The 14,242-nt window shown below is 42.0% G+C and carries 11 protein-coding genes and 1 other annotated feature; of the genes, 10 read left to right on the top strand and 1 reads right to left on the bottom strand.

Annotated features, from left to right (window positions below; genetic code table 11):
- From hemB to spoVID, 3 genes are all read left to right on the top strand, one after another.
- On the top strand, positions 1-978 hold the full coding sequence (gene hemB, locus ACXADE_RS13885) for a porphobilinogen synthase (protein WP_474981048.1): 978 nt from the start codon (positions 1-3) through the stop codon (positions 976-978).
- Positions 979-1,002: 24 nt separating this feature from the next.
- Positions 1,003-2,295, top strand: a complete 1,293-nt coding sequence (gene hemL / locus ACXADE_RS13880; RefSeq protein WP_474981047.1) for a glutamate-1-semialdehyde 2,1-aminomutase — start codon at positions 1,003-1,005, stop codon at positions 2,293-2,295.
- A 120-nt stretch (positions 2,296-2,415) separates the two neighbouring features.
- A complete protein-coding gene (gene spoVID, locus ACXADE_RS13875) occupies positions 2,416-3,399 on the top strand; it encodes a stage VI sporulation protein D (protein WP_474981046.1) in 984 nt (327 codons plus the stop codon).
- Here the strand turns inward: spoVID and ACXADE_RS13870 are convergent.
- Entirely contained in the window at positions 3,396-3,584 is a 189-nt protein-coding gene (locus ACXADE_RS13870) for a hypothetical protein (protein WP_474981045.1), read from the bottom strand. The two genes, spoVID and ACXADE_RS13870, sit on opposite strands and share 4 nt — an antisense overlap.
- A gap of 131 nt (positions 3,585-3,715) precedes the next feature.
- Positions 3,716-3,943, top strand: a binding site (T-box leader).
- A gap of 59 nt (positions 3,944-4,002) precedes the next feature.
- Here ACXADE_RS13870 and ACXADE_RS13865 point away from each other — a divergent pair.
- The 7 genes from ACXADE_RS13865 (at position 4,003) to ACXADE_RS13835 (ending at position 14,238) form a co-directional block, all read left to right on the top strand.
- Positions 4,003-6,645, top strand: a complete 2,643-nt coding sequence (locus tag ACXADE_RS13865) for a valine--tRNA ligase (RefSeq protein WP_474981044.1) — start codon at positions 4,003-4,005, stop codon at positions 6,643-6,645.
- A gap of 319 nt (positions 6,646-6,964) precedes the next feature.
- Positions 6,965-8,269, top strand: a complete 1,305-nt coding sequence (locus ACXADE_RS13860) for a bifunctional folylpolyglutamate synthase/dihydrofolate synthase (protein WP_474981043.1) — start codon at positions 6,965-6,967, stop codon at positions 8,267-8,269.
- A 72-nt stretch (positions 8,270-8,341) separates the two neighbouring features.
- Positions 8,342-10,075 carry a sensor domain-containing diguanylate cyclase gene (locus ACXADE_RS13855; RefSeq protein WP_474981042.1) on the top strand — a complete coding sequence of 578 codons (1,734 nt, stop codon included), beginning with the start codon at positions 8,342-8,344 and terminating at the stop codon, positions 10,073-10,075.
- 114 nt (positions 10,076-10,189) lie between these two features.
- Positions 10,190-10,600 (top strand): prepilin-type N-terminal cleavage/methylation domain-containing protein, encoded by a 411-nt coding sequence (locus ACXADE_RS13850; protein ID WP_474981041.1) that lies wholly within the window; start codon positions 10,190-10,192, stop codon positions 10,598-10,600.
- Positions 10,597-11,097, top strand: coding sequence for a PulJ/GspJ family protein (locus tag ACXADE_RS13845; RefSeq protein ID WP_474981040.1), 501 nt, complete (start codon positions 10,597-10,599; stop codon positions 11,095-11,097). Before ACXADE_RS13850 ends, ACXADE_RS13845 begins: the two co-directional genes overlap by 4 nt.
- A 3-nt stretch (positions 11,098-11,100) precedes the next feature.
- Positions 11,101-12,744, top strand: coding sequence for a hypothetical protein (locus ACXADE_RS13840; RefSeq protein ID WP_474981039.1), 1,644 nt, complete (start codon positions 11,101-11,103; stop codon positions 12,742-12,744).
- A gap of 18 nt (positions 12,745-12,762) precedes the next feature.
- Positions 12,763-14,238, top strand: a complete 1,476-nt coding sequence (locus ACXADE_RS13835; protein ID WP_474981038.1) for a hypothetical protein — start codon at positions 12,763-12,765, stop codon at positions 14,236-14,238.
- Positions 14,239-14,242: the final 4 nt, after the last annotated feature.

Genomic DNA, 14,242 nt, shown 5'->3' with positions numbered 1-14,242 from the left:
ATGAAAGAATTGGAGTTCAAACGCCATCGCCGCCTGCGTCGTACGGATTCTATGCGGGCGCTTGTGAGAGAGACACATCTCCGCACTGACGACTTAATATACCCGATCTTTGTAGTGGAAGGGGAAGACATAAAGAACCCTGTGGCTTCCATGCCAGGGGTACATCAAGTGTCTCTTGACCACTTGAATGCAGAAATGAAGGAGCTTGTCGACTTGGACATCAAGTCTGTCATCGTCTTTGGTGTTCCTTCACAAAAAGATGAAGTTGGGAGTCAAGCCTATCATGAAGAAGGAATTGTTCAACGAGCGATTCGTCAAATCAAAGGACGCTTCCCTACTCTTACAGTGATTGCGGATACATGCCTCTGTCAATATACGGATCATGGACATTGTGGTATTGTTCGTGATGGCGATATTGCAAACGATGAGTCTTTGACATATATTACGAAGACAGCTATTACTCAAGCGGAAGCAGGGGCAGATATCATTGCACCATCCAATATGATGGATGGGTTTGTTGCAGCTATTCGAGAAGGATTGGATGAAGCGGGTTACAGTCACATCCCTGTGATGGCTTATGCTGTGAAATATGCTTCCGCTTTCTATGGACCTTTCCGTGATGCAGCTCACAGTTCCCCTCAGTTCGGGGACAGACGAGCGTATCAGATGGATCCTTCCAACCGTGTGGAAGCCATCCGCGAGGCAGAGTCTGATGTAGATGAAGGCGCTGACTTTTTAATCGTTAAGCCTGCCCTTGCGTACCTGGATATTATGAGGGAAGTCAAAGACCGCTTCCATTTGCCATTAGTTGCTTATAACGTGAGCGGGGAGTATTCGATGATTAAAGCTGCCGCGCAAAATGGCTGGGTGAACGAAGAGGAAATCGTTCTTGAAAAACTAACGTCCATGAAAAGAGCGGGCGCAGATCTGATCATTACGTATTTTGCGAAAGATGCTGCTCGCTGGTTACATCAATAGTACGGGAGAAAGGGTGACGGTTACATGAAAACATACGATCAGTCGAAACAAGCCTATCAAAAAGCCATTGATTTGATGCCGGGCGGAGTGAACTCTCCTGTCCGTGCTTTCAAATCTGTAAAGATGGATCCGATATTTATGGAGAAAGGTTCAGGTTCCAAAATCTACGATATCGATGGCAATGAGTACATCGATTATGTTTTGAGCTTCGGGCCGCTAATTCTTGGGCATGCGGATGAAAAGGTCACAGAATCGCTGATGAAAGTGACGGCTAATGGTACAAGTTTCGGTGCTCCTACAGAAATGGAAAACAAGTTGGCTTCGCTTGTCAAAGAACGGGTGCCGTCCATAGAAATGCTTCGTATGGTAAACTCAGGCACGGAAGCGACGATGAGCGCTCTACGAGTGGCTCGTGGATACACGGGAAGAGACAAGATCTTAAAATTTGAAGGAAATTACCATGGTCATGGGGATTCCCTTCTCATTAAGGCAGGATCAGGAGTTGCTACTCTTGGACTTCCGGACTCCCCTGGTGTACCAGCATCGATTGCACAAAATACGATTACGGTTCCTTATAATGACTTAGAGAGTGTCAACTATGTCTTTGAAGAATATGGGGATGACCTGGCCGCTGTTATCATTGAACCCGTGTCAGGTAACATGGGCGTCGTACCTCCTAACGAAGGGTTTCTGCAAGCATTAAGGAAGATAACAGAAGATAACGGTACAGTCTTAATTTTCGATGAGGTCATGACAGGTTTCCGTGTCGGCTATTATAGTGCGCAAGGCCACTTTGGCGTGACTCCTGATATGACTTGTCTCGGTAAAGTTATCGGAGGAGGCCTTCCGGTAGGCGCATACGGTGGTAAGCGTGAAATCATGGAGCGCGTAGCTCCTGTCGGCGATATCTACCAAGCTGGAACACTTTCTGGAAATCCGCTGGCTATGACGGCTGGCTTTGAAACGATTGCGGCGATGACAGAAGAAGCCTATGATCATATCAATAAGAAGGTCGATCGTTTAATCGAAGGTTATACGGAAGCGGCTGTAACACACGGCATCCCATTGACGGTCAACCGCGCGGGGTCCATGGTTGGTTTCTTCTTTACAGATGAGCCTGTAACCAATTTCGAAACGGCAAATCAATCGGATTTAGACTTGTTCACAAGCTATTTCCAAGGAATGATTGAAGAGGGTATTTATCTGCCGCCGTCACAATTCGAAGGATTATTCTTATCTGTTAAGCATACAGATGAGGATATTGAGAAAACGATTCAAGCAGTGGAAAGAGTCTTCTCTAAAATTAAAAATGCATGAAAAAAACGCATGGGCCACCCCCATGCGTTTTTACATTGTTGATCCATGTATAATACTAGGACTCCTGCATAAGGTGGTAATAGAGAAAAGTGTTTATTACCTTAGGGAGGGGACCGAACTTTGCAAAACAAACAAAATGTATTTTCCTTTTATTTAGATGAATCCATATGGTTCAAGGAAGGACAGGGCGTTCGCGAATTACTCGGTATTTCATTAGAACCTGAAATTACAATTGAGGAGCTTGGAGATGAGGTCCGTTTAAAAGGTACAGTCGACCTGGCGGGGGAATATATTCCGACTGGCAGCCTGGATAACCTTGATGAAAGTCCTCTCGCTCCATCGGTCCGTACCATGGATCGTGTAGAGCCTGCAGAAGAAGGGATCCATACATTCTATCATTCGTTTCCAGTTGAAATTACGGTCCCTTTAGAAAGGGTCTCGAACTTAGATGATGTACTTATTGATATTGAAAGCTTTGATTATGAGCTTCCTGCCAACCGACAACTACGGCTCCACGCCCATGTAAATATTAATGGTCTGGAAGACAGGCAGCATGAAGCATTCAACGAACCTGACTTTGACAACTCTGCCACGGTCGGTCCTGTCAATTTCCATGAACAAAATCAAAAAGAACATCCCCTTCTTCCTGAACGGGAAGCCCCTGTTTTCCGGATTGATGAGAAAAGGGTGGAGAAACAGGCGGAAGAAGATGATGGACGATGGTTTTATAAGAAATCACAGAGCTTCCCGGAGTTCTTTGGTCATGAACAGAATCAATCACAATTTGCCCAAGAAGAGCCTTCCTACGATAGTGATGACTGGGGTGAAATCAGTGTGGATGATGCTGAGGAATCAAGCAGCGAAGAGTCTGATCAGGAAAGTGCACAGGCCCCGGGAGGGATGGATGGAATCAAACAGATTTTCAAGCATCTTTTCCCAAACAGAGAAGATACGTATACACAAATGAAAATGTACATCGCCCAGGAAGAGGAAACCTTAGCTTCCATTGCAGAAAAATACGAAGTCTCGGTCAAACAATTGGAACGAGTCAATGATTATCAAGAGGATGTTTCACCTGGGCAGATCGTATACATTCCAAATTAAATCCATTTATATTTAAAAGCGAAGTACAAACCGAGAACTAGGCCAAGAAGAAAGATATCAAACGTAGTCGGAAAGATCAGCGTTCGTAAAGCTTGAAAAATGACGATGGGCAGCAAGGATTTTTCTATGACAAACAACCATGTCCTGCACCAAGGGGGAAGACGATAACGATACAATCGACTCATATTGAGCACTCCTTTTCCATCTGGAGTCAAAGGCTCCTGGGCATTTTGCTCAGGGGCTTTCGCCTTTTTTTTGAACGTAGTTGACTAAATACCTTATTTTTATATACAATATGTAATATAGTCTTTATACGTGAAATGCTTAGATAGGGAAGAGTACATGAACAAATCCTTCAGAGAGGAAAACATTTGGTGAGAGTTTTCCAGGACCCTTGTTGATGGAAGGTCGCCCTTGATGCAGCTTCTTTGAACGAAGAGTAGGAGAAGCCGGTTAGAAGCCGTTATTGTTATTTAAGTGTACAGGAGCATATTCCTGTAAATTAAAGGTGGTACCACGGAAATAAATCCCTTTCGTCCTTTTTTAGGATGAAGGGGATTTTTTATTTAATTTTTGAAAAAGAGAATAAAAGGAGGAAGATCAATGGATCAACAAGATCTTTCAATGCCCACAAAGTACGATCCGGATGCAGTAGAGAAAAATCGGTATCAGTACTGGGTGGATGGTAAATTTTTTGAAGCAACAGGTGATGAAAATAAAGAGCCCTATACAATCGTCATCCCGCCACCCAACGTAACAGGAAAACTTCACCTCGGCCATGCCTGGGATACGACTTTACAGGATATCCTGTCACGTGTGAAGCGGATGCAGGGTTATGATGTCCTTTGGCTGCCAGGGATGGATCACGCTGGTATTGCCACACAAGCGAAAGTAGACGCTAAACTCCGGGAGGAAGGCATTTCCCGTCATGATCTCGGTCGTGAGAAGTTTCTTGAAAAGTCATGGGAATGGAAGCATGAATATGCAAAATTCATCCGTGCTCAGTGGGAAAAACTTGGACTTGGTTTGGATTATTCCAGAGAGCGGTTTACGCTTGATGAGGGTTTATCTGAAGCAGTAAAGGAAGTTTTTGTCACCCTTTATGAAAAAGGTTTGATCTACCGTGGGGAATACATCATTAACTGGGATCCAGCTACTCAGACGGCTTTGTCTGATATTGAAGTAGAATATAAGGATGTCCAGGGTGCATTTTATCATATGCGTTATCCTTTGAAAGATGAAGAGGGAACCATTGAAATCGCGACTACGAGACCAGAGACAATGCTTGGGGATACAGCTATTGCTGTACATCCAGAAGATGATCGCTACAAACATTTAATCGGGAAGAAAGCGATTCTACCGATTGTCGGACGCGAAATTAAAATTGTTGCCGATGACTATGTCGATATGGAGTTTGGCTCCGGGGCTGTGAAGATTACACCTGCCCACGACCCTAACGATTTTGAAATTGGAAACCGTCACAACCTCGAAAGAGTCCTGGTCATGAATGAAGATGGATCTATGAACGAAAATGCCGGGAAATACAAAGGGATGGACCGTTTCGAATGCCGCAAGCAAATTGTCAAGGATCTTCAAGAAGATGGTGTGCTTTTCGAAATTGAGGAACACATGCATTCTGTTGGTCACTCAGAGCGGAGTGGCGCAGTTGTTGAACCTTATCTTTCCACTCAGTGGTTTGTTGATATGAAACCTCTTGCTGATGCATCCATTGAATTGCAAAAGGGGGAAGATCAGGTTCAGTTTGTTCCTGACCGCTTTGAAAAGCCGTATTTGCATTGGATGGAAAATACGCGTGATTGGTGTATTTCCAGACAGCTATGGTGGGGACACCGTATCCCGGCCTGGTACCATAAAGAAACAGGTGAAATCTACGTAGGAAAAAATGAGCCGGAAGATCCTGAAAATTGGAAGCAGGATGAAGATGTTCTGGATACTTGGTTCTCTTCTGCTCTTTGGCCTTTCTCCACGATGGGTTGGCCTGATGAAAACAGTGAAGATTATAAGCGCTACTTCCCGACCAATGTACTCGTTACAGGATATGACATCATTGGTTTCTGGGTCAGCCGTATGATCTTTCAATCGCTTGAATTTACGAACGAACGTCCTTTCAATGATGTCCTCATTCACGGCCTTGTTCGTGATGCAGAAGGGCGCAAAATGAGTAAGTCGCTTGGAAATGGTGTCGATCCGATGGATGTTATCGATAAGTATGGAGCCGATTCCCTGCGTTATTTCCTTTCTACAGGATCTTCCCCAGGGCAGGACTTACGTTTCCATTGGGAAAAGGTTGAGTCTACGTGGAACTTTGCGAATAAGATTTGGAACGCCTCCCGGTTCGCTTTGATGAATATGGGAGATTTAAAATTCGAAGATATTGATATCACGGGTGATAAATCTGTCGCAGATCAATGGATATTGACTCGTCTCAATCAGACCATTGAACAAGTGACCACTAACATCGATAAGTACGAATTCGGAGAGGCCGGGCGTCACCTTTATAACTTCATTTGGGACGATTTCTGTGACTGGTATATCGAAATGGCGAAACTTCCGTTGTACGGAGAAGATGAAACAAGAATTCACACGACTCGTTCAATTCTTGCTTACACGCTTGATCAAACGATGCGTATGCTTCATCCATTTATGCCGTTCATTACAGAAGAAATCTGGCAGCACCTTCCTCATGAAGGAGAATCCATCACACAAGCTTCATGGCCTGAGGTGAGAGAAGATTTCCATAATGAAAAGGCTGTAGAAGAAATGAACCGACTTGTCTCCATTATTCGCTCCGTGCGGAATATACGAGCAGAAGTGGATACACCGATGTCCAAAGAAATCCAACTCCTGATCCAGGCGAAAGACGAAGAAATCGTCAAGGAACTTGAGAAAAACCGTGATTATTTGGAAAGATTCTGTAATCCAAGTGAACTGACCATCGCAACAGATCTCCAAGCTCCTGACAAAGCTATGTCAGCCGTCATTACTGGAGCGGAATTGTACCTTCCATTAGCAGGATTGATCAACATTGAAGATGAAATCAAACGCCTGGAGAACGAATGGAAGAAATGGGATCAGGAAGTTACCCGTGTGCAGAAGAAACTTTCCAATGAAGGTTTCGTCAGTAAAGCACCAGACCATGTGGTCGAGGAAGAACGGAAAAAAGAGACGGACTACCTTGATAAGCGTGCCAAAGTAGAAGCGCGAATTAAAGAACTAAAAGCATAAACATGGAGGAGGGTATTCTGCGGAGTACTCTCCTTTTTTGAAAGGCTCTTGTAAAGTTAGTTGTTGATTAATGAACTTGATCAGGAGCCTTTTTTATCTCAGAACAAATGGTGTAAGTGGTATTTCAAGCTGTAAGGGTCAATCCTTAACCGCTCATCAAGGTGAAGTGTCCCTAATAAAAATAGTCGTTTCGAGAGAATGATTGAGCAAAGGGAGGAGGGGACCTCTTCCTGTTCAATAGCTATACAAACTCCTGGACATGAATCTAATGTTAGAAATATCAACACTAAACTTTAGCAGAACCTTTTGAAAAGAGGGAATGGAAATGACGTATGAAGAAGCACTGGATTGGATTCACTCTAGAGAAAAATTTAAAGTGAAGCCAGGATTGAAAAGAATGGAATGGATGTTGGAGAAACTGGATCATCCAGAAAGGAAGTTTAAAGCTGTCCATATTGCCGGAACAAATGGCAAAGGATCTACTCTTTCATTTCTTCGCTGTATTCTCCAAGAGCAGGGAATGTGTGTCGGTTCATTCACTTCTCCCTACATTGAACGATTCAATGAACGGATCAGCGTTAATGGTAAGGCAATCGGAGATGATCTGTTGGCTCAATTAGTCATTAGGGTGAAGCCTCTCTCTGAAGAACTTCGGGCAACCCCATTAGGCGAACCGACGGAATTTGAAATAATAACAGTAATGGCGATGCTATACTTTGCAGAAGCTCCACTAGATATTGCGTTGATTGAGACAGGTCTTGGCGGAAGGTATGATTCAACGAATATCCTGTCACCACTTCTCTCCATCATCACAAATATCGGGCATGACCACATGAATGTTCTAGGTTCTACGCTTAAAGAAATTGCCGAGGAGAAAGCAGGAATCATTAAAAAAAATACGCCTTTAGTAACAGGGGTCAAACAACAGGAGGCTTTGGAAGTTATTCTTAGAAAGGCTTCCAAAGAACAATCGGGTGTATCTCTTCTCGGGCGTGAGTTTGAAGTGATCCATACGTCCAGTAAGGAGGAAGGAGAAACCTTTGCTTTTAGTACACGTACAATGGAGCCAACGACATATTTGAGTCGTATGAAAGGGGTTCATCAGGTAGAAAATGCATCCTTAGCAATTCAAGCCGCAGAAATTCTTCGCTTAGAGGGAGCTGATTTAGACTCAAGCCTTTATGGTGAAGGGATTGCATCCACTTATTGGCCGGCAAGGTTTGAGAAAATAGTGGACACACCTTTGACCATCATAGATGGAGCTCATAATGAAGAAGGAACTCATGCACTTGTGGAAACCATCAAACGTCATTATTCCGATCGAACGATCGTGCTCGTATACTCGGCTCTGGAGGATAAGCCTGTAAAAAAGATGTTGGACCAGCTGGAGGAAGTTGTCGATGCTGTGTATATGACAACCTTTGATTTTCCCCGGGCGTTAAAAGGGACGGAATTGGCTGAGTACTCATCCATAAATCCTACGTATGTAACAGAGGATTATCAACAGGCTGTAAGAGAAGCTACTCTGAAGACAGGATCAAGTGGTGTGTTGTTGATTACAGGCTCGTTATACTTCATTTCAATAATAAGGAAATATTTTGAAATGAATGAAAACTTATGGTAGGCTATTAATGTTACAACTATGGTTGTGGTAAAATAGTCTTAATCTAAATGGGGCGTGGGAGGGGGTGATAAGGTGACAAGACGGAAAAAATACGCGGTATGGATCACTTGGGCAGCCGTATGGCCGGTTGGATTAGTGCTCCTCTACCTGTGGCAGACGCCTGTATTTGCAGGTGACAGAATAGAAATTTCTGCGTTTATTATCTTAGCATGTATCGTCGCCTTATTTCCTCTGCAAATTGGAGACCACCCCGTATTCTTCACACATGGGATCGCCTTTGCTGTGTTTTTATCCTATGGACTTTTCATAGAAATTATCGTTTCTCAATTGGCTATTTTCGCTTTAATGGCGAAAATGAGGCTGGGGAGTACAAACCTCTATCGCCTGCCTATTAATTTGTTAATGTTTTTCATCATTTCCATTTTATCAGCGGGGATTTACTATATGTTTGGGGGGGACCATGGGCCTGCAGCTGTAAATGGGGTGGATGATGTGGTGCCTGTGGTGAGCTATGCGGCCTCGCAGATTCTACTCAATCAATTTTCTATCAAATGTATAGCGAGATTCCTTTATAAAAGGGATATTGCCTGGCTGGATAAAGGGTTCTTGTGGGAACTGCTATCGGCTTCAGTTGTTCTTCCGATAGGGTTTGTCCTCTATATGGTCTTTTCTGAACTTGGAATCAGCGCCATTTTCTTTGTGGGCATTCCATTCGTTTTCATTTCGGGGATGTTCATGCTTTATCATAACAGCCGCCAGGTGAATACATATTTAAGAAAGACGAGTATCATTGGTCATGAATTGACAGGTAAGCTTGGGGTAAAAGAAGTTCTTGATATTTTCGTCAACCGACTCAGTGAACTCCTTCCAGTCGATTATATTTACGTCTATGATGTTACTTCGAAAAAACGGATGGAGCTCATTCGCTTCTTTGATCGTTCCGGGGAAATTGATTTTCCCTCTATCCAATTATCAAAGGGACAAAGTATCAGCGGCAACACTTGGCTGGAAGGAAGAAGTGTTTTCTATAAAAAGAAAGCGGACTGGTCTCATTTGGAAAATCAATATACACCTGATCTTGCGGAAACGGTTTTATCAGTTCCTGTGGAGAGGAATGGGGAAATCGTAGGCGTAATAACAATCTATTCCAACCGAAAACGGGCTTTCTTCCAGTATCAGTTTATGATTCTTAATATTCTCGGGAATTATCTAGGGGTAGCGATTGACAATGCCAGACACTATGAGAAAAAGAAAACAGAGAGTGAACGCTGTGCTTTAACGGGCTTGTACAATTATCGTTATTTTGAAGATCAGATCCTGACAACTTTTAATGGATATCAAACTCAAGAAAATACAGACCCAATCTCTCTCATACTACTCGATATTGACCATTTTAAACGTGTGAATGATACCTACGGCCATGAAAGTGGGAATGAAGTGCTTGCTGCATTTGCTGGAAGACTCCAGGAGATTGCAAGTGGAAAAGGAACCCTCGCCAGGTACGGGGGAGAAGAATTCGTTCTTCTCCTGCCTGGTCATCATCAAAGGGAAGCCCTTACTATTGCCCACTCCATACGTGCAGCCTTGATAAAGAAACCGTTTATATCCTATGATCATATGAGTGTTTCGGAGGGTCCTGTCAATATTACGGTCACGGCAAGCATAGGTGTGGCTACATATCCTGACCATTGTGAAGAAGCCTTTGACCTAATTCGACAGGCGGACCGTGCGATGTATATAGGAGCAAAGCAAAGAGGTAGAGATCGTGTAGCGAGTTACGATGAAATGATGCAAACTGTTCAATAACTACTATTGGACAGTTTTTTATGTTTCGCAAAGAATTTATCGAAATGTGACAGGACAAAGACCTATGTTTGCGTTATAATTTTGTTAATAGATGTAAACTGGAGGAGGAAGCATATGCCTGATTTGGGTGGGGAGAAAGCATATTCACTTGTAGAAGTGATTGTTGCCATGGCATTGCTTCTGATCGTATTTATCGTGTCGACTCATATTGTTATGAGTACGATGTCACAATCAACTACTATTGATGAAGACTTTACAACTATGGAAATCGCTGATGGAGCGCTGAAAGCCTATCAATCTATGTCTCTGGAAAGACTGGATACTTTGAAAGGCAAAGGGGAGATAGAAATAAATTTGTCTGAATTATTGGACTTGCCCAATCCAGAAAATGTTGAACAATTCGAAGGGTACGTGGTAATCACAGATCCTGATGATAAAGGGTTGAAGAAGTATTTGACGAGAATTGCTGTTACTGTCACGGCAAGCAATAAAGAAACGACACTCGAAGGATATGTAGAGCGATGAAAACGACAAATGAAAAAGGGTTTACATTAGTAGAAGTGTTGGCCGTTGTGGGTCTTTCCATGATAGTAATGATTGCTGCATATCAGGCTTTTTATTTTGTAACAGGAGCCGTTGAGACATCCTCCACAAAAACAGAAATAAGAAAAGAAGCAAATATTTTATTATTAAGTTTAGAGGAACATTTAATCAATATGGATAATATTGAAGTCCAGGTAGACGATTCAGACACTTTTCAAACTTTTACTGCCACCTCTTCACGTCTAGGTGAAATGGATGAAGATGAAAAATTTACATACATAGAAGATACAACGGAAGTATCTATTCGAAATGGTGAACTATTTATAAATAACGTTCAACAGAATGCTGATGATATGGATCTATCTAATACAACATTCGAACAGGCTGGCAGTAGACTGACCGTCCATTTAGAAATTCTTAAAGAAAACACCAATGAAACCTACAGCCTAGATAAAATTTTCCGCTTAGGGACTGAGTGATGAATGAGGAAGCTATTAAAAAAAGAGGATGGATACGTCTTAGTTACTGTTCTTATCATGTTTGTCATATTCAGCATCTTAGGATTGAGTCTGATGAGCTACACGATTGGTTCCCAACAGTTTGCAACAGCCAATACAGATTTTGTAGAGTCGAAGACTGAAGCTGAGATGAAAGCCCAGGAAGCCCACGCACGAATATTAAAAGGCATCAACGGCATTAATGATCAACTTTCCCAAGGATACTTAAGGTTGGAGGATATCATCAGTCGAATTTCAGGAGTAATGAATGATGCGAGAAACAGTCTGGATGAAGGAGATACTATAAAAACGCAATTAATCAAAGATGGTGTGAACGGTGCATATTTACAAAGAGTAGATATTGAAATTCATGTAGAGGGCTATGATCGAAAACTAATCAGAACACTTACGGTCTCTACTATCGCAGACGTTTTCCAATATAGTGCAGTGACCCCGGGTTATATGATGCTTAACGGTCCCTCCTATATGAAGGGGGATGTTCAAGTGGGTGGCAATCTTTATCTTGATGATCATGGATACTTCACCTCGGGCTGGCAGGAACATTGGGTGCCTTCGACATATGCAGGAATCGATGGAGACTTGCGTGTAGTAGGAGATTACCATCATAAATCAGCAGGCGAGGATTTTGTTGAATTTGCTCCGATCGAACAAAACTTAAACAAATATTTCAGCATCACACCAAGAATTATTGATGAGTCAGTTAATGTTGATAAGATTGATGTTGGTCAATATATTTACGATAAAAGAAGCCATTCATTGAGATATGGGAACGGTCTTGAAGTCCGATATGGAAACGAAGAAATCAGGAATTATGTAACTTACAATCATGGGGTTTCCTACGATTATTATCTTACTTGTCGAAGGGGTTGCTGGTATGAATCTTCAGATTTAACCGTCCGCTCTAATGGAGATATGAAAGTAAATGGCGATCTTCATGTTACGGGAAATTTGAACCTTAATGGAAATCTAGAAGTGAAGGGATCTATCTATGTTCATGGTTCAGCCAATCTCTCCGGAGAACTGAAAGTAGAGGAAAATGGTTTTATCTATATAGATGATCATTCAACCATTGAAAATTTAACATTGAAAAATGGTTCTATATATGTGAACGGTTCATTAAATATCGAGGGTGATATTGATACCAATAGTGCGATTTACACAAGGGACGGTGGCCGGATCGAAGGGATTGAGAATAAATCAGGAACACTGATTGTCCTCAGTGAAGGTTCTTTGACCATCGCGAACAACAACCTATATATAAGTCCCAAAGATAAAAATCTAAAAACGATCAACGCCTTTTTCTATACCAATAGTGATTTAAAAATGTATGGGGTTGGATCAAACCTCCTCATTGAAGGCGGTATCTATGGGAAAAACATTACGCTTAACGCTATGAAAGGGAATACAAAAGAAAATGGTGTGGGAAACTCCACTCACTTTCGAGTCCATGATCTTTGGTTTGAAAGAGGTCAGGAAAAACTCTCCATGAATGTATCCCGGTTCATCATCGATTACGGAGAAGAAATCATATCGAATCCACCAGATGGAATTCCTACGGTTGATAAAATTACTGTAAAAGAAATAGATTCCCATTTTTATGATGAATAAGGGAAGGAGGAAAAAAGCATGACTGATTTATACATTTGGTTCATAACGGTGGCTGCTGCATTGGTCATCCTTCGGTTATTGCCAGTGAACCTTTCTGTACAGGCTCGAATGATTTTATGGTTGTCAGGATCTTTGATAAGTTCTTTGGCCCTTCTGGCGTCTATCACCTATACATTTTGGATAGGAATTGTCTCCGCTTTGGTGCTCGGGATTTTATTTACAGTTTTATTACAGGAAAAAGCAGCGGGAATCTTCGGTTTAAGCAGTTCAGAAACCACCTCTGACGAACATGGGCATTCACCATTGATGAATGATTTAGGGTATTGGAATGATGATACAAATGATCAGGATGAGATCATTGAAGCTGAGGAAATGGGAGAGGATACTCATCTTTTAGATCGAGAGGTAAATGAAAAGAAAGATTCGATTCTCTCTGAGGAATTCGAATCCCCGGAAAGTATTGAAAGCATTGTGAAGTTAGAAGGTTCTTTTCAGGAAAAGGACGATATATCTTTACCCGATCCAGTAATTCAAAAAGAGTTTTTATTGGAAGACCAAGACATAGAAACAGAATCATTGATTGAAGAGATATCGGGAGAAGACACTTCTTCCATAGGTGGAAAAGAAGAGTCTTTGATGGAGGAAGAACTTGTCGAAATCAGAAGGAATCAAGATACATTAATTGATGAGGAACCAGATGCGATTGAAGAAGAGACAGAACAAGATCTGATGGCAGAACGTAATTTCCAACTGGACTTTGAAGAAGAGGACCTTGAAATTGAACCTATTGCAACCGATGAAAATTATAAAGAGAGAGTGTGTGAAGATGAGAACATTCAAGAAGCAGAAGACTTGGATGATCAATGGTCCGCTACAGTGGAAACAGATGAATCAACAGAAAACGACGCAAATATTACCCGGGAAATGGATAAAGAAATGGATCGACATCATGTAAGCGAATGGGGTAGTGCGGATTCAGAAGGCGATCAAGTTATGGAAGCACAGGAAGATTCAAAAATTGATATCAACGAAGAATTAGAAAGCAAAGGTCCAGAACACTTTCTTCCTGAAGCAGTAGGAGAAAAGGAAGAAGAATTAACCACTTCATCACCATCCCATTATTCAGATCCTGATATTGAGGACGATGAGGATAGTCTTTCTCTTGGAGAGGTAAAAGAAGAAAGTAGAGTGCCTGATGAATCCTTGCGGAAGCAGCTCTTGGAGTTAATGATTGAGAGAATTGTGTTTATGGAAGAGCAATTGCCAGCAGATGAATATGAAGCCTATATCAAATCGCATTTATCTGAAAATCTGCCGGATATAGAGTATTATTCCATTTCAAAATCTTTGATCAAACACTATGTCAAACAGAGTCGGTTAGATAAATTGGAACTTTTTGTAGGTGAGTTAAGCGAAAAGTTCGCGTCGTACTCTCTCATAGCAGAAGAATTAAAGTATGTGTTACAACAACAAGTTCAATATACAAAACAATGATGGG

The organism is Halobacillus sp. ABR2_026 (assembly GCF_056158545.1).
The sequence above is the reverse complement of the archived record's forward strand: the minus strand, read 5'-3'. Positions and strand labels throughout refer to the sequence as shown.